13 protein-coding genes are annotated in these 17,132 nt (G+C 72.7%); 11 read left to right on the top strand and 2 right to left on the bottom strand.

Annotated features, from left to right (window positions below; translation table 11 throughout):
* The first annotated feature begins 46 nt into the window (after positions 1–46).
* Positions 47–2,407: a glycoside hydrolase family 3 N-terminal domain-containing protein gene (locus ODJ79_RS20290; RefSeq protein WP_263025072.1), complete on the top strand. Its 2,361-nt coding sequence runs from the start codon at positions 47–49 to the stop codon at positions 2,405–2,407.
* A 192-nt stretch (positions 2,408–2,599) separates the two neighbouring features.
* Here the strand turns inward: ODJ79_RS20290 and ODJ79_RS20285 are convergent, their stop codons facing one another.
* On the bottom strand, positions 2,600–2,983 hold the full coding sequence (locus tag ODJ79_RS20285) for a hypothetical protein (RefSeq protein ID WP_263025071.1): 384 nt from the start codon (positions 2,981–2,983) through the stop codon (positions 2,600–2,602).
* Positions 2,984–2,992: 9 nt separating this feature from the next.
* Complete coding sequence (locus ODJ79_RS20280) at positions 2,993–3,574, bottom strand: GNAT family N-acetyltransferase (protein WP_263025070.1); 582 nt, start codon at positions 3,572–3,574, stop codon at positions 2,993–2,995.
* 45 nt (positions 3,575–3,619) lie between these two features.
* Between ODJ79_RS20280 and ODJ79_RS20275 the strand changes: the two genes are divergently transcribed.
* The 10 genes from ODJ79_RS20275 to araD all read left to right on the top strand — a co-directional run bounded on the left by ODJ79_RS20275 (position 3,620) and on the right by araD (position 17,129).
* Positions 3,620–4,630 carry an asparaginase gene (locus ODJ79_RS20275; protein WP_263025069.1) on the top strand — a complete coding sequence of 337 codons (1,011 nt, stop codon included), beginning with the start codon at positions 3,620–3,622 and terminating at the stop codon, positions 4,628–4,630.
* A 280-nt stretch (positions 4,631–4,910) separates the two neighbouring features.
* Positions 4,911–5,498 (top strand): TetR/AcrR family transcriptional regulator, encoded by a 588-nt coding sequence (locus ODJ79_RS20270; RefSeq protein ID WP_263025068.1) that lies wholly within the window; start codon positions 4,911–4,913, stop codon positions 5,496–5,498.
* Positions 5,499–6,141: 643 nt separating this feature from the next.
* Complete coding sequence (locus ODJ79_RS20265) at positions 6,142–8,535, top strand: helix-turn-helix domain-containing protein (RefSeq protein WP_263025067.1); 2,394 nt, start codon at positions 6,142–6,144, stop codon at positions 8,533–8,535.
* Positions 8,536–9,047: 512 nt separating this feature from the next.
* The gene (locus tag ODJ79_RS20260) at positions 9,048–10,214 is read left to right on the top strand and encodes a substrate-binding domain-containing protein (protein ID WP_263025066.1); all 1,167 of its coding nucleotides are present in this window, start codon (positions 9,048–9,050) and stop codon (positions 10,212–10,214) included.
* The gene (locus ODJ79_RS20255; RefSeq protein ID WP_263025065.1) at positions 10,214–11,749 is read left to right on the top strand and encodes a sugar ABC transporter ATP-binding protein; all 1,536 of its coding nucleotides are present in this window, start codon (positions 10,214–10,216) and stop codon (positions 11,747–11,749) included. The genes ODJ79_RS20260 and ODJ79_RS20255 overlap by 1 nt, the downstream gene beginning before the upstream one ends.
* Positions 11,746–12,714 (top strand): ABC transporter permease, encoded by a 969-nt coding sequence (locus ODJ79_RS20250; RefSeq protein ID WP_263025064.1) that lies wholly within the window; start codon positions 11,746–11,748, stop codon positions 12,712–12,714. Before ODJ79_RS20255 ends, ODJ79_RS20250 begins: the two co-directional genes overlap by 4 nt.
* Positions 12,711–13,751, top strand: coding sequence for an ABC transporter permease (locus ODJ79_RS20245; RefSeq protein WP_263025063.1), 1,041 nt, complete (start codon positions 12,711–12,713; stop codon positions 13,749–13,751). The genes ODJ79_RS20250 and ODJ79_RS20245 overlap by 4 nt, the downstream gene beginning before the upstream one ends.
* 32 nt (positions 13,752–13,783) lie before the next feature.
* Entirely contained in the window at positions 13,784–14,788 is a 1,005-nt protein-coding gene (locus ODJ79_RS20240) for a LacI family DNA-binding transcriptional regulator (RefSeq protein ID WP_411267356.1), read from the top strand.
* A complete protein-coding gene (araB, locus tag ODJ79_RS20235) occupies positions 14,785–16,437 on the top strand; it encodes a ribulokinase (protein WP_263025061.1) in 1,653 nt (550 codons plus the stop codon). The genes ODJ79_RS20240 and araB overlap by 4 nt, the downstream gene beginning before the upstream one ends.
* Complete coding sequence (gene araD / locus ODJ79_RS20230; protein ID WP_263025060.1) at positions 16,434–17,129, top strand: L-ribulose-5-phosphate 4-epimerase AraD; 696 nt, start codon at positions 16,434–16,436, stop codon at positions 17,127–17,129. Before araB ends, araD begins: the two co-directional genes overlap by 4 nt.
* Positions 17,130–17,132 lie beyond the last annotated feature (3 nt).

The following is a 17,132-nucleotide window of genomic DNA, read 5'->3' as shown; positions in this document are numbered from 1 at the left end:
GCTGTAAATCTACTGAAAGTTTCGGAACTTGTTGAGGAGTTGCGCCGTGACCGCAGTGCAGGCGAGCCAGCCATGGCAGGACCCGGCGCTATCCGTGACGGAACGCGTCGAGCTCTTGCTCGCCGAGATGACCACCGAGGAGAAAATAGCCCAACTCGGCAGCCGGTGGGTGGGCAACGACATGCGCGACACGGAGTCTGAGGAACTTTCTACAGATCCTGAAGAAACGCTGAACGTGGCACCGATGCAGGACGTCTTCGCGGCCTCCGGCACGATCCCGCTGGCCGACGCGAGCCGGCACGGGCTGGGTCAGCTGACCCGCGTCTACGGCAGTGTGCCGCTCACCGCCGCCGAGGGTGCCGCCGAGGTGATCCGGCAGCAGCGCGTGGTGCTGGCGAACTCGCGGCTGCGCGTGCCCGCGATCGTGCACGAGGAGTGCCTGACCGGACTGACCTCGTTCGGCGCCACGGTCTACCCGGCCGCGATCGCCTGGGGCGCCACCTTCGACCCCGAGCTGGTCGAGCGGATGGCCGCCGCGATCGGCCGGGACATGGCCGCCCTCGGCATCCACCAGGGCCTGTCCCCCGTGCTCGACGTGGTGCGCGACTACCGCTGGGGCCGGGTCGAGGAGACCATCGGCGAGGACCCGTACCTGGTCGCCCTGCTCGGCGCCGGTTACGTACGCGGCCTGCAGAGCGCCGGCGTGATCGCCACCCTCAAGCACTTCGCCGGGTACTCGGCGTCCCGCGGGGCGCGCAACCACGGCCCGGTGCCGATGGGCCGGCGCGAGCTGATGGACGTCATCCTGCCGACCTTCGAGACCGCCGTCCGCGCGGCCGGCGCCCGCTCGGTGATGAACTCGTACTCGGACGTCGACGGTGTGCCGGCCGGCGCCGACCCGTGGCTGCTCACCGAGGTGCTGCGGGAGCAGTGGGGCTTCACCGGCACGGTGGTCAGCGACTACTGGGCGGTGCCGTTCCTGGCCACCATGCACCGGATCGCCGCCGACATGGACGACGCCGGGGTGCAGGCCCTCGAGGCCGGCATCGACGTGGAGCTGCCCGACACGCTCGGCTTCGGCCCGGGGCTGATCGGCAAGGCGCCGGCGGAGCTGATCGACCGGGCGGTGCGCCGTCACCTCGTACACAAGGCCGAACTTGGTTTGCTTGATGCGGACTGGACGCCCGAGCGATCGGTCGCCGGGGCCGCCGAGGTCGACCTGGACTCACCGGCCAACCGTGCGCTCGCCCGGGAGATGGCGGAGAAGTCGGTCGTCCTGCTCGATCCCGGATCGTCGCTGCCGCTCGATCCGGCGCTGCGGAAGGTTGCGGTCGTCGGTCCGTGCGCCGACGACCCGCGTACGTTCATGGGCTGCTACGCGTTCCCCAACCACGTCCTGCCCCGCCATCCCGGGTACGGCCTGGGCGTCGAGGTACCCACCGCGGTCGAGGCCCTGCGCGCGGAGTTGCCCGGCGCCGAGGTGGTGCACGAGCTGGGCTGTGCGGTGCGGGGCGACGACCGGTCCGGCTTCGCCGCCGCGGTGGCCGCCGCCCGGGACGCCGACGTCTGCGTGGCGATGGTCGGCGACCTGGCCGGCCTGTTCGGCCACGGCACCTCGGGCGAGGGCTGCGACGCCGACGAGCTGCGGCTGCCCGGCCTGCAGGGTGCGCTGCTGGAAGAACTGCTGGCGACGGGTACGCCGGTGGTGGTCGTGGTGGTCTCCGGCCGCCCGTACGCGCTGGGCGAGGTGGCCGGCCGGGCGGCCGCGCTGGTCCAGGCCTTCATGCCGGGCGAGGAGGGCGGCCCGGCGATCGCCGGCGTGCTCTCCGGCCGGGTGCAGCCCGGCGCCAAGCTGCCGGTGCAGATCCCGCGGACGCCCGGCGGCCAGCCCGGCACCTACCTGCAGCCGCCACTCGGTGCGGAGAACAGCGGCGTGAGCAACCTCGACCCGACCCCGCTGTTCGCGTTCGGCCACGGCCGCTCGTACACCAGCTTCGCGGTCGACGACCTGCGGATCAGCCACCCGTCGGTGCCCACCGACGGCGAGTTCACGGTCACCGTGCGGGTGCGCAACACCGGTTCGCGGGCGGGCGACGAGGTGGTCCAGCTGTACCTGCACGACGTGCTCGCGCAGGTCACCCGGCCGGTCAAGCAGCTCACCGGCTTCGCTCGCGTGCCGCTCGAGCCGGGCGAGGCCAAGGACGTACGTTTCCGGGTGCACACCGACCGCACGGCCTTCACCGGCCGCGACTACCGCCGCATCGTCGAGCCCGGCGAGCTGGAGATCATGGTCGGCACCTCGGCCGCGGACCTCCCCTGCCGCGGCACGATCGTGCTCACCGGCGCGGTGCGCGAGACCGGTACCGACCGGGTGCTGATCACCCCGGTCGAGGTGGAGAAGATCTGAGACCCGGGCTTCCCGGCGCCGTCCGCCGGGAAGCCCGAACTCTGCCCGTTCGGACGGCACATCTGCCCGATTTCCCCCATCGGGCGGCATTGCCGGCCCGGACGGCGCGAGCACGCCATTCATCGACGGCCGTCTCCGTAGTCGTCGTCGGGCGAATTCTTCGGTGTCCGTTTCCGATCAGGGCCTCGGCGTCTACTCCGGCGGCGACCCGTCCGACCTGATGCGGTCCGCTTCGGCGCGTGCGTCCGCCAGGATCCGGTCGGCTTCGACCTTCGCCTGGGCAAGGTGGGCGGCGGCCTGCTCCTCGGAGAGCCGCAGGATCTGCTCGACCCGCCGGCCGAGACCGGGGAGCTTGGGCCGGTCGGCGGGCGCCGTGGCCTCTCCGCCGTCGGCTCGGGCCTCCATCGCGTCCCCCACCAGGTCGCCCCCGGGATCGCCGGAACGGGCGCCGAGACCGAGCAGGAGCAAGCCCGCCACGGCGACGACGAGCCCGCCGAGGGCGGCCGCCTCGCCGACCTGCACGCCGAGCCACCCGCCGATGCCGAGCCCGAGCAGGAACACGCCCCACCGCTTCATGCCGGCATGTTAACGGTGGTTCGCGAGCGGCTTCGTGCACACGACGTCGGGGACCGGGAGATAGCCGAGGCTCTGCCAGAAACGGAGACCGTCCAGGTTGTCCGGCAGGACCATCAGGTTGACGCGCGGGCAGCCCAGCTTGCGGAATCTGGACTCCAACTCGGCGACCAGCGCGGTGGCGATGCCGGCGCGGCGGTGAGCCGGGTGGACGGCCAGGCGCAGGATCCCTCCGCGACGGCCGTCGTAGGTGCCCAGCACGACCGCGACCACCGCTCCAGCCTGCTCGGCCACCGCTCCAGCCTGCTCGGCCACCGCCCCCTGCTCGGCCACCGCCCCCTGCTCGGCCACCGCCCCCTGCTCGGCCACCGCCCCCTGCTCGGCCACCGCCCCCTGCTCGGCCACCGCCCCCTGCTCGGCCACCGCCCCCTGCTCGGCCACCGCTCCGGGCGCCTCGGCCACCAGGAACAGCTCGGGGTCGCGGGTCAGTTTCGCCTCGAGCTCGGCCCGCGGGACGACGTCGCGGCCGGCCGCGCCCCACACCGCCAGCACGGCGTCGTAGTCGGACCAGGCGAACTCACGGATGACGATCACCCGGTGCAGGGTAGCGGCGCGGCGGCCGATGCGAGACTGAGTTCCATGAGCGTGCTGGTCGTGGGGACGGGCGGCACGATCGCCATGTCCGGCGCGAGCGGCGTCACGCCCACCCTCACCGCGCGGCAGCTGGTCGACGCCGTGCCCGGCCTCGGCGATCTGCCGCTCACCGTGCGCACGCTGTGCAACCGCCCCGGCGCCTCGCTCACGCTCGCCGACCTCGGCGAGCTGCTTCGCCTCATTGAGGCGGAGGGCCGGGCGGGTGCGGTGGTCATGCAGGGCACGGACACCATCGAGGAGACCGCGTACGCCGTGGACCTGCTCCACCGCGGCCCGCAGCCGATCGTCGTCACCGGCGCGATGCGCAACCCGACGCTGGCCGGCGCGGACGGCCCGGCGAACATCCTGGCGGCGGTCCGGGTGGCGTCGTCCCCGGCGGCCCGCGACCGAGGATGTCTGGTGGTGCTGGCGGACGAGATCCACGCCGGCGCGCGGGTGCGCAAGACGCACACCAGCAGCGTATCGGCGTTCACTTCGCCGCTCGGCGGACCGCTCGGATACCTGGCCGAAGGACGGGTCCACTTTGTGCAGCGGCCCGAAACCCGGTTCACCTTGCCGCCGCTCCCGAGCTCCACGGCGGCGCCCCGGGTCGGGTTGTACACGGCGACGTTCGGGGACGACGGCGCTCTCCTCGAGAGTCTGGCGGCCGCGGTCGACGGTCTCGTCATCGCCGGCTTCGGGGTGGGGCACGTGCCGGAGGGCTGGCCACCCGTGCTGGCGGCGATCGCGGGTCGGATTCCCGTCGTGCTCGCCTCCCGGGTCGGTGCGGGCTTCGTCGCCACCGGCACCTACGGCTTTCCCGGCTCGGAGCGCGACCTGGGCGAACGCGGATTGATAGCGGCCGGGGCACTCGACCCCTACAAGGCGCGCCTGCTCCTGCAACTGGCCCTGCTGCACGGCGCGACCCGCGCGCAGATCGAGGCGGCATTCGGCGCGGCCGGCGGCCTCGGCGCGGCTGCCGCCTGGCCCTGGTCCGCGCGGCGAGCGGCAGCCTGACGCGACAGCGCACGCGGACCGACTAGCCTGTCGCTTGCCGGGCAACGGGCGTTGTTGCCGGGAAAAGGGCGAGTTGGCCGGGCAGCGGGGCGAGCTTGTCTGCAGCGAGGCGAGTTGGCCGGGCAACGGGGCGAGCTTGCCGACAGCGAGGCGAGTTGGCCGGGCAACGGGGCGAGCTTGCCGACAGCGAGGCGAGCTTGCCGGCAACGCGGCGAGCTCGTCCGGACAGGGGTGGGCTTGGCGGGCACCGGAACGGCTTGGCCGGGCGGCGGGAGGGGTAGTGGCGGCACGGAGCGACGGAGTGGACAGCCGGCGCACGGATACCCGGGATCGGACGCTGGGCATCGCGCTGGAGTTGTTCGCCCGGCACGGGTACACGGCCACCTCCTTGCGGGAGATCGCCGAGCAGCTCGGGGTGACCAAGGCGGCGCTGTACTTCCACTTCCGTACCAAGGAGGAGATCCTCACCGCGATCTTGCGGGGGTATCTCGACGGGATCGCCGAGCTGGCCGACGAGGCCGACGCCAAGCGGCCGCTCAGCGACGACGGCCGGGCCGAGTTGATCCGGCGGTTCGCGGCGCATCAGCAGCAATGGGGCATCGACCTGATCCTGGTGGTGCGGCAGAACTACACCGAGATCCAGAGCCTGCCGATCGGGGCGGAGGTCAAGGAGGTCATGCGCTCGCTGGTGACCGCGCTGGCCCCGGCCGGGGCCACACCGGAGCAACGGCTGCGCGTGCGGACGGCGCTGGCCACGTTCCAGATCGCCGCGGTCACGGCCCTGCAGGACCAGGAGGGCGACGGGGCGGACCTGCACCGGGCGGCGCTGACGCTGAGCCTGGAGATCCTCGCCGGCGAGCGGGACTAGCCAGTTCCGCCGGCGCAATGCGACCGGGTTGTTAACACGGCGGAAATCGCACGTTCCGAAATGCTCTTCCCCGCTCGCGCCCGGTTCCACGAGACTCTCGGGCATGGTTATTGCACCGATAGTGCACGAATATCTGGTGACAGCCATCGATGAGCTGCTGCGCTGCGGCGGCGGATTGCTCGTGACCGGGGAACCCGGTTCGGGGCGGTCGACGCTGCTGCGGTGGGCGGCCGCCCGGGCGGCGGGGCGAACCGCGATTCACGTCGTGGACGATGTGGATCGGCTTGACCCGGCATCCTGGGAACGGCTCACGCGGGCCGCCGCGGCGGGTGTAGCGGTGCTGGCGTCCGGGCCACCAGGGTTTTGCGCGCTGCCGGCACCGACCTTCGGGCTGCCGGCGCCGACCTCCGGACCGCCTGCGCCGAGCTCCGGGCCGTCTGCGCCGACCTCCAGGCCGCCGGCAGCGACCTCCGGGCCGCTGGCGCTGACCTCCGGACCGCCGGCAGCGACCTCCGGGCCGCTGGCGCCGAGCTCCGGGCCGTCTGCGCCGACCTCCAGGCCGCCGGCAGCGACCTCCGGGCCGCTGGCGCCGACATTGGGGGCGCCCGCGTGCGGGGCGCGCTGGCTTTGCGGGCTGCCGGTGTTGCCGCTGCGCCCGCTCGACGAGCATCAGGCGCATCGGCTGCTGCTCGCGCTCGCGCCGGATCTGGCGGATCCGGTGGCGACCGGGATCATGGCGACGGCCGCGGGGAATCCCGGGGTTCTGACGGAGCTCGGCGAGGCGCTTTCGCTGGCGCAGCGACGGGGCTTCGCGCCGTTGCCGGCCGGGCTGCCGCCGCACGGCCCGCTCGCGGCGCGGCTGCGGGCCGCGGTGGCCGCTCTGCCGGCGGCCACCCGGGATGCGCTGCTCCTGCTGGCCGTCGAGCCGACGCACATAACAGATCTGTCGGCTCTGTCGGCTGCGGAGGCCACGGGCCTGGTGACCATCTCACCGGACGGCTGTGCCCACTTTGTACCTCGAATCCTGCGTGCCGGGATTTATCGCGAGGCACCCGCCGGTGCCCGCCGGGCGGCTCATCTGGTCGCAGCGGAGCGGCTCGACGGCCTGGCCGCGCTGACCCACCGCGCCGCCGCGGCCCTGGGCCGGCCCGATTCCGGTCTCGCCCACCGGCTCGCCACGGCCGCGGCGGGTGCCGCGCCCGCGCCGGCCGCGATTGCTTTCCGGTACGCCGCAGCCCTGGCCGACGACCCGTCGCGCCTGCTCCTGAACGCCGCCCGCTCCTTCTGGCTGGCCGGCCGCCCGGACGAGGCCCTCCCCCTGCTGCACCGCGCCGCAAGCCACGGCGGCACCACCCGGCCCACCGGACCCGGCGACACCACCAGGCCTGGCGACACCACCTCGCCGCTCCCCCGGCCCGCCGGGAACGCCATTGTCCGCGCCCGCGCCCGCGGCCTGATCGCCGAGATCGGCCTGCGCGGCGACCCTCTCCCGGCCCGCGACGCCCTGCTCGACGTGGCCGGCGAGCTGCTGCCGTACGACCGGCCCGGCGCGTTGTCGGCCCTGCTGCTCGCCGGCGAGGCCTGCTGCCGGGCCGGCGACCCCGGCCGGTTCGTCGCCCTCGCCGCCGCCCTCGATTTCCCGTCGACGTCTGCCGGACTCGACCTCGCAACGCCGTCCGCCGGCGTCGGCCCGCCGTCGACGTCCGCCGGACTCGGCCCACCGTCGATGTCCGCCGAACTCGGCCTCCCGTCGGCGTCCGCCGGGCTCGGCCTCCCGCGGGCGTCCGCCGGACTCGGCCCGTCATCGCCGTCCGCGGGCCTCGGCGTGCCGTGGACTTCCGTCGGGGAAGCCCTCGCCGTCCGGCAGGTTCGGGGGCTCGCGTCGCTCCTGCAAGGGCAGGACGAATCCGCGTTCACCGAGTTCCGGGCGGTTCTCGACCTGGCCGCCCGGGTCGGCGACCCCTCGCTGCTGGTCGGCGCCGCGATGGCCGGGATCGTGGTCGGGCAGGACCGGCGCGCCGCCGCCCTCGCCCGCCGGGCCGCCGCCGCGGCGTCGGCTTCCGGTGCGTACGCGCTGGTCCCGGCCGCGCTCGAGGCCGTCGCGTACGCGGAGCTGGCGGCCGGACGCCACGACGCGGCCACCGCCGCCGCCCTCGACGGGGCGGCCGCGGCGAGCCGGTACGGGCGGCTCGACCTCGCCGACAGCCTCCTCGCGCTGCTCGCCGTTCTGGCCGCGCTGGTCGGCGACCGCGCCACCGGGGAGCACCGCTGCCGGGCCGCGACCGCACGCCACGAGGAGGCCCGCGACCTGGCCGATTGGGCGTACGCGCTGCTCGATCTGGTGGAGGGCCACCCGGCGCCGGCCGCGGAACGCCTCGGGGCGATTGTCGCGGCGCCGCCCGGCCGGGGCTCCACTGTGCTGCGGGTGGCGGTGATCCCGCACCTGATCGAGGCGGCCGGCGCCGCGCCCGGCCTGGACGCGCCGGCCCTCCAGTTCGACCGGTGGGCGCGGCGCACCGGCGAGGCGGCCTGGCTGGCGATGAGCGCCCGCTGCCGCGCGCTGCGGGCACGTGACGCGGGCGCCGCCGACGACCACTTCCGGGAGGCGCTGCGCCGGCACGACGCCGGCTTCGCCTTGGCGCACACCGAGCTGCTGTACGGGCGGCACCTGCGCCGCCGGCGGCGGTCGCTGGAGGCGCGAGGTCATCTGCGGCACGCGGCGGAGACGTTCCAGCGTCTCGACGCGGGCCCGTGGGCCGCCCAGGCCGCCCGTGAGCTGCGCGCGGCCGGTGAGCGAGCGCCGGCTCCGGTGAGCCCGGGGATCCCCGCCCGGCCCGCCCCGGCCGGCTCGCCGGGCCCGCCGCTGACCGCCCAGCAGGAACGGATCGCCGGCCTGGTCGCCGACGGCGCGACCAACCGGGAGGTGGCCCAGCAACTGCACCTGAGCCCGCGCACCGTCGACCATCATCTGCGCAACGTCTTCGCCCGGCTGGGCGTGCGGTCCCGCACCGAATTGGCGCGCGTCCTCAACGACTGACCAACCCCGGTCAGCGTGGCGACGCTGACCGACCCGGTCCGGGGTGATCTCCGGACGCAGGGGTGGCGCCCGCGGGTCATCCAGCGTTGGCGCCCGCGGATCATCCAGCAGTGGCGCCCGCGGATCATCCAGCGTTGGTGCCCGCGGGAAATCCAGCAGTGGCGCCCGCAGGTCGTCCAGCGATGACGGCCGATCGGCCACCATGCCTGAGATCGTTCACAATCCTGATCTAGGGACCGGGCGGAGGATCACCCCACCGGAAACCTGGTAGATACACCATGGACACCATCCTCCACCTCCGGGAACGCTGTCAAGCAGTGCTAAATGCCGCCGGGACCAGCATCGCTTCAATGTCACGAACACGTAACGGCGATGTAGCGGGCCCTTGACAGCCCGTGCATGTCGCGTGGATGTTTGCGTTCACAATTTCGCCCCGCCAAGCGCACCTACGCGGCGGTTCAACCGCCCGCTCCCCCGGGTTCCTCTCACCCCAGCGCAAAGGACGATTTCGCATGAAGGCACGTCGCAGGATCGCCGTCGCGGCCTCCGCCGCCACCGCGGCCGCTCTTCTCTCCGCTTGCAGCACCGGCAGCAACAACAGCTCGGGCTCCGGCTCCGACGCCTCCGCCGCCCCGGTCTCCACCACGCTCGGCGCCGCCACCAACGGCGTGCCCGCGGCGATCACCGCGGCCGGCGGCACCGAGCTGCTCACCACCGCCAAGCCGCAGGGCGTCTCGGCCCAGTACGGCCCGCTGTGCAAGGGCTCCGACCTGGGCATCGGCAAGATCGATTTTGCCAAGGACACGATCGGCTGGGCGCAGTCGGAGAAGGAGGCCAACCCGTTCCGGATCGCCTCCACCAAGTCCCAGGTCGAGACGGCCAAGGCCAAGGGCTGGCACCTGCTCACCACGAACGCGCAGTCGAACGTGCAGCAGGAGAACAGCGACATCAAGGGCATGATCGACAAGGGCGCGAAGGCGATCATCTTCTCGCCGATCAACTCGACCGGCCTGGGCGACGCGATCGCGTACGCCAAGTCCAAGAAGGTCGCGATGATCCCGGTCGACCGGAACATCACCGGCGTGCAGGGCTGCAAGGAGGTCGGCCCGCAGCTCGGCTCGGACTTCGTCGAGCAGGGCCGCCGCGCCGCGGACGCGATGATCAAGGCGACCGGCGGCAACGCCAAGCTGGCCATCCTGCTCGGCGCGTCCGGCGTGAACGTCACCGACGACCGCACCGCCGGCTTCCTCGACCAGCTCAAGGCCAAGAACGCGACCGGCATCCAGGTCATCTTCCAGCAGACCGCCGACTTCACCCGGGAGAAGGGCAAGAGCGTCACCGAGACGATGCTGCAGGCCCACCCGGACGTCAACGCGATCTACGCCGAGAACGACGAGATGGGCCTGGGCGCGCTCGCCGCGCTCGACGACGCCGGCAAGTCCGGCATCGACAAGGTGCACATCGTCTCGATCGACGGCACCAAGGGCGCCGTGCAGGCCATCGTGGACGGCAACTTCGACGCCGTGATCGAGTCCAACCCGGCGTTCGGCCCGGCCTCGCAGGCCGCGCTCGAGGCGTACGTGAACGGCGACGGCGCACCGGCGGTGACCATCACCACCGACAACCAGTACGACAAGTCCAACGCCGCTGAGGCCCTCAGCTCCGGCAAGGCCTACTGATGTCCACGCCGGTGTTGGCTGTCACGTCGGCCAGTAAACGGTTCGCCGGGGTACGTGCCCTCGAGGATGTCTCGATCGAGCTGCACGCGGGCTCGGTGCACGCACTGGTCGGCGAGAACGGGGCCGGGAAGTCGACGCTGATCAAGCTGATCACCGGCGTGTATCAGCTGGACAGCGGATCGGTGCAGCTGCGGGGCGAGAACGTGGCCTTCGACTCGCCCCGCAGCGCGCAGCATGCCGGGATCGCCACCATCTACCAGGAGGTGCACCTGGCGCCGCAGCTGAGCGTCGCCCGGAACTTCTTCCTGGGCCGCGAGCCGACCCGGTTCGGCTCGCTCGACCTCAAGCGGATGAACCTGGAGTCCGGCGAGGCGCTCAAGCGGTACGGGATCGTCGCGGACGTCAAGCGCCCGCTCGGCGAGCTCGGCCTGGGCATCCAGCAGATGGTGGCGATCGCGCGGGCGGTCGAGACCGACGCCAGCGTCGTCATCATGGACGAGCCGACGTCGTCGCTCGAGCCGCGCGAGGTCGACCTGCTGCTCGACCTGGTCGCCCAGCTCAAGGCGAAGGGCGTGGCGATCGTGTACGTGTCGCACAAGCTGGACGAGGTGTTCCGGGCCTGCGACACGATCACCGTCCTGCGCGACGGCAAGCTGGTCTCGACCGGCCCCACCAAGGAGCTGACCCGGCGTCAGCTCATCTCCCGGATGCTCGGCCGGGACGCCGCCGAGCTGGAGAAGGACGGCCGCACCAAGCTCGCCGGGCACACCAAGACCATCGAGGGCGACCCGGTGCTGCGCGCCGAGCACCTCAACCGGCGGCTGATCCTCGAGGACGTGTCGGTGGTCGTCCGGCCGGGCGAGGTGGTCGGCCTGGCCGGTCTGCTCGGCTCGGGCCGCAGCGAGACGGCGAAGGCGATCTTCGGGGCGCTGCCGCTGGACTCCGGCGACATCGAGGTGGACGGCAAGGCGCTGACCCATCAGACCCCCGCCTCCCGGATCCGGCAGGGCCTCGCGATGCTGCCCGAGGACCGCAAGGCCGAGGGGATCATCCCGGACATGTCGATCCGGGACAACATCGGCCTGGCCGCGCTGCCCCAGCTCACCAAGGCCGGCCTGGTCTCCCGCAAGCGGGTCGACGACATCGTCAAGACCTTCATGGACCGGCTGCGGATCAAGGCGTCGAGCCCCCACCAGAAGGTTTCCGAGCTGTCCGGCGGCAACCAGCAGAAGGTGCTGCTGGCCCGGCTGCTCTGCCTGAACCCGCGGGTGCTGCTGCTGGACGAGCCGACCCGGGGCATCGACGTCGGCGCGAAGGCCGAGGTGCAGGCCCTGGTCGCGGAGCTGGCCGAGAAGGGGATGGCCGTGGTGCTCATCTCCAGCGAGCTCGAGGAGGTCGTCGAGGGCTCGGACGCGGTCGTGGTGCTGCGCGACGGCGCCCAGCTCGGCCGCCTCGTCGGCGAGGACATCAGTGAGGACAAGATCATGGACCTGATCGCGGATGCCGCGTCGGAGCAGATAGAGGCCGAGGCATGACCACCCTGACCGCGACGTGGAAGGACCGGACGGCGGTCGCCGCCTGGACCCGCGAGCACGGCGTCTACATCGCCCTGGTCCTGCTCATCGTCTACAACGTGATCGCCACGCCGAACTTCGTCGCGGTGGACACCGCGCAGCTGCTGTTCGCGCAGGTGCCTCCGGTGATCATCGTGTCGCTCGGGATGGCGCTGGTGATCGGCACCGGCGGCGTCGACCTGTCGGTCGGCTCGATCATGGCGATCGCCAGCGCGGTGCTGGCCAAGTTCGTCACCGGCGGCGCGCCGATCGGGGTCGCGATGCTCGCCGCGGCCGCCGCTGGCCTGATCGTCGGCGTCTTCAACGGCCTGGTCGTGGCGATCGCCCGGGTGCAGCCGATCGTCGCCACGCTCGGCGTGCTGGTGGCCGGCCGCGGCATCGCCCTGGTCATCACCGGCGGCGCGCTGGTCGAGCTGTTCGTGCCGTTCTTCAAGACGGTGCGGCTCGGCAAGTTCCTCGGCATCCCGTACGTGATGATCGTCGCCGCCCTGCTCGCGGTGGCGGTCGCGTTCCTGGTCCGCCGCACCGCGTTCGGCTACCGGCTGCTCGCCATCGGCGGCAACCGGCGGGCCAGCGTGCTGGCCGGTCTCCCGGTGCGCCGCACGCTGATCGTGGTCTACGCGATCTCCGGCACGCTCGCCGCGGTGGCCGGCGTGATCGCCACCGCCCGGCTTCGGGCCAGCGACCCGTCCTACATCGGCCTGCTGATGGAGCTGAGCGCCATCACCGCCGTGGTCGTCGGCGGCACCTCGCTGAACGGCGGCCGGGTCCGCGTCCTCGGCACGGTCACCGGCGCGATCCTCCTGCAGCTGCTGGAGACCACGCTCGTCTCGCACAACGCGCCCGACTCGGTCGCCCGCATGGTCGAGGCAGTGATCATCATCGCCGCCGTCTACGTCCAGCGCCCGTCAAGGAGCTCCCGATGACCGCCCCCGCGACCAAGCAGCAGAAGACGGTGGCGGTGGCCGCCGACCACGGTGGCCGGGAGGCCGCCCGCGCCCGGGCCCGGGCACTCACCTCGCTGATCTCCCGCAACGGCGCGGTGGCCGTGCTGATCCTGGTGGTCGTCCTCGGCACGCTGCTGGTGCCGACCTTCGGCACCGCCGACAACCTGCGCAACGTGGCCCTCTCGGCCTCGTTCATCGGGATCATCGCGGCCGGCATGACCTTCGTGATCATCTGCGGCGGCATCGACCTGTCGGTCGGCTCGACCTACGCCCTCGCCACCATCATCAGCGCCATGTACGCCCCGCGCGGCTCGTTCATCGCGGTCCTCTACGCGATGCTCGCGGCCGGCCTGGTCGGCCTGATCCAGGGGCTGATCATCGCCCGGTGGCGGCTGCCCGCCTTCATCGTCACCCTGGCCGGCCTCACCGGCGTACGAGGGCTGGTCTTCTACATCACCCACGAGGGCAACGACCACCCGAAGATCCAGGGCCGCCTGGCCTTCGAGGCCCTCGGCACCGGCTCCCTCGCCACCATCGGGACCCCGGTCTGGATCATGCTGCTGGTCTTCGCGATCGGCTGGTGGGCGCTCAACCGCACCCCGTTCGGACAGTCCGTTCAGGCAGTGGGTGGCAACCAGGGCGCGGCGGAGCTGATGGGCTTGCCCGTCAAGCGCACACAGACCATTGTGTACGTCGTGAGCGGCCTGTGTGCCGGCCTCTCCGGCGTCCTCACGACGGCGCTCTCCGGCGGCGGCCAGGAGGCGCGCATCGGTGACGCTTACGAACTCTCCGCGATCGCCGCCGTGGTGATCGGCGGGACCCTGCTCTCCGGCGGCGTCGGCTCGATGGTCGGCACCCTGGCCGGCGTGCTGCTGCTGTTCGTGATTCAAAACCTGATCGTGCAGGGCGCCAACCTCAACTCGTACGTGCAGCAGGTCGTCTCCGGCGCATTCCTGCTGGTGGTGGTCATCCTGCAGGCGGTGCTCAGCCGGCGGACGGGCACGAGCGAGACATGACGCCCTCCTCCCCGCCCCAGCGCGGGCCGGTGATGTCCGATGTCGCGGCCCGCGCCGGCGTCTCGCACCAAACCGTCTCCCGGGTGCTCAACGGGCACCCGCACGTGTCGGCCACCACCCGCACCCGGGTCCTCGCCGCGATCGCCGAGCTCGGCTACCGGCGCAACCTGTCGGCGCGGGTGCTGGCGACCGGCCGGTCCAACGTGATCGGCGTGGTGGCCCAGAACACCACGCTGTACGGGCCGTCCAGCATGGTGCAGGCCATCGGCGAGGCGGCGCTCGGCGCCGACCTGTCGCTCACCGTCGGGCACGTCGCGGGGTACGACGCCACCGCCGCGTCCCGGCGGATCGTCGAGCGGCTGGTCCAGCAGGGCGCGGCGGGGCTGGTCTTCATCGCCCCGGTCGACGCGGCCGCGGAGGCGATGCGGCTGGTGCCGGACGGGGTTCCGATCGTGACCGTGGACGGCGTTCCCGAGTGGGAGTGTGCGAACGTCGCCGTCGACCAGTACGCCGGCGGCATGCTCGCCACCCGGCACCTGCTCGAGGCGGGCCACCGCACGGTGTGGCACGTGGCCGGCCCCGAGCCGTGGCACGGCAGCCGCGCCCGCGAGGAGGGCTGGCGGGCCGCGCTGGCCGAGGCGGGGGCGGTGGCGCCGCCGATGACCCGGGCCGGCTGGTCGGCGGCGTCGGGCTATCAGTGCGGGCGGATGCTCGCCCGGATCCCGGACTGCACGGCGATCTTCGCGGCCAACGACCACGTCGCGCTCGGCATCATGCGGGCGATGGCCGAGCACGGGCGGCGCATCCCCGAGGACATCAGCCTGGTCGGCTTCGACGACGTGCCCGAGGCCGGGTACTTCCACCCCGGGCTGACCACCGTGCGGCAGGAGTTCGCCGAGGTCGGCCGGGAAGCCGTCCGCCTGCTGCTCGACCAGCTCGCGACCGGCGCCGGCTCCACCGAGAACGCCCTGGTCGAGCCCGTGCTCATCCCCCGCGCGACGGTCGGTCCGCCGGCCACTGAGGAGAAGAGTCCATGACCGAAACCCCCCTGGTGATCGGGGTCGACTTCGGGACGCTGTCCGGGCGGGCGGTGGTCGTCCGGGTGGCCGACGGCGCCGAACTGGGTTCCGCGGTCCACGCGTACACACACGGTGTTGTTGATCTTGAACTGCACGGCCGGAGGCTGCCGCCGGACTGGGCCCTCCAGGTGCCCTCGGACTACGTCGACGTGCTCAAGAACGCGGTGCCGGCCGCGATCCGGGCCGCCGGTGTCGATCCGGCCGACGTCATCGGGCTGGCGACCGACTTCACCGCCTGCACCGTGCTGCCCACACTCGAGGACGGCACCCCGCTGTGCGAGCTGGAGACCTTCGAGACCGATCCGCACGCGTACGTGAAATTGTGGAAGCACCACGCGGCCCAGCCGCAGGCCGACCGGATCACTGAACTGGCCGCCAAACGCGGCGAGCCGTGGCTGCGCCGCTTCGGCGGGCTGATCAGCTCGGAGTGGGAGCTGGCCAAGGCGCTGCAGGTGGTCGAGGAGGCGCCGCGGGTGTGGGCGGCCACCCGGTACTGGGTCGAGGCGGCCGACTGGATCGTCTGGCGGATGACCGGCACCTACCTGCGCAACGCCTGCACGGCCGGCTACAAGGGACAGTACGTCGACGGGCACTACCCCTCCCCCGCGTACCTGCGCGAGCTGAACCCGGCGTTCGGGGACTTCGCCGAGACCCGCCTCGACGTGCCGATCGGCGAGCTCGGGCAGGCGGCCGGCACGCTGACCGCCGAGGCCGCGGAATGGACCGGTCTGCACACCGGGGTCGCGGTGGCGGTCGGCAACGTCGACGCGCACGTCTCAGCGCCGGCCGCGCAGGCAGTTTCGCCCGGCACGCTGGTCATGATCATGGGCACCTCCACCTGCCATGTGCTCAGCTCCGACGTGCTGCGCGAGGTGCCCGGCATGTGCGGGGTCGTCGAGGGCGGCATCGTGCCGGGCCTGTGGGGGTACGAGGCCGGCCAGTCTGGGGTCGGCGACATCTTCGGCTGGTTCGTCGAGAACGGCGTCCCGCCCGCCTATCACGCCGAAGCGGAAGCCCGCGGCATCTCCGTGCACGAGCTGCTCAGCGAGAAGGCCGCCGCCCAGCCGGTCGGCGGGCACGGGTTGATCGCGCTCGACTGGCACTCCGGCAACCGGTCGCCGCTGGTCGACCATGAGCTGTCCGGCACGATCGTCGGGCAGACCCTGGCAACCCGGGCCGAGGACATCTACCGGGCGCTGGTCGAGGCCACCGCGTACGGCACCCGGCTGATCATCGAGGCGTTCCGCGACTCCGGGGTGCCGGTCACCGAGCTGATCGCCACCGGCGGGCTGCAGAAGAACCCGCTCGTCATGCAGATCTACGCGGACGTGCTGCGGCTGCCGATCGGGCTGCTCGACTCCGACCAGGGCTCGGCGCTCGGCTCGGCCCTGCACGCCGCGGTCGCGGCCGGCGCCTACCCGGACATCCGGGCGGCCGCCGCGGCGATGGGCCGGGTCACCCGCGACGCCTGGTTGCCGGACGAGGCGGACGCCGACCGGTACGACGCGCTCTACGCCGAGTACCGCACCCTCGTCGACTACTTCGGCCGGCACGGCAACGACGTGATGCGGCGGCTGCGGAAGCTGCGCCGGGAGGCCGTCACATGAGGGACCTGCTGCAGGAGGTGCTGGAGGCCAACCGCCGGATCCCGGAGGCCGGTCTGGCCACGCTGACCTGGGGAAACGTCTCCGGAGTCGACCGCGGCGCCGGGGTGTACGTGATCAAGCCGTCCGGCGTCCCGTACCACGAGCTGACCGTGGACAGCCTGGTCACCGTCGAGATCGAGAGCGGGCGGGTGGTCGGCGGCACGCTCAAGCCGTCCGTCGACAGCGAGACCCACCGGCTGCTCTACCAGGCCTTCCCGGCGATCGGCGGGATCACCCACACGCACTCCACCAGCGCGGTCGCGTTCGCCCAGGCCCGGCGGGACATCCCGGTGCTGGGCACCACGCACGCCGACAGCTTCGACGGGCCGATCCGGTGCACCCGCGACCTGACCGCCCAGGAGTGCGCGCGGGACTACGAGCGCAACACCGGGCTGGCCATCCTCGACGCGCTGGACGGCGACTGCGAGGCGGTGCCGGCCGTGCTGTCCGCCAGCCACGGCCCGTTCACCTGGGGGCCCACCGCGACGAAGTCCCTCGAGACGGCGATCGTCTGCGAGGCGGTCGCCGAGATCGCGATCCGCACGCTCGGGCTCAACTCCGCCGCGAAGCCGCCCGAGCATCTGGTCCGCCGGCACTACACCCGCAAGCACGGGCCCGACGCGTACTACGGCAATCTCACCGAACGGGGATAGGCG

Origin of the sequence: Actinoplanes sp. KI2, from assembly GCF_025630775.1 — a bacterium.
GTDB lineage: Bacteria > Actinomycetota > Actinomycetes > Mycobacteriales > Micromonosporaceae > Actinoplanes.
This window is presented reverse-complemented; position numbering and strand designations above follow the sequence as displayed.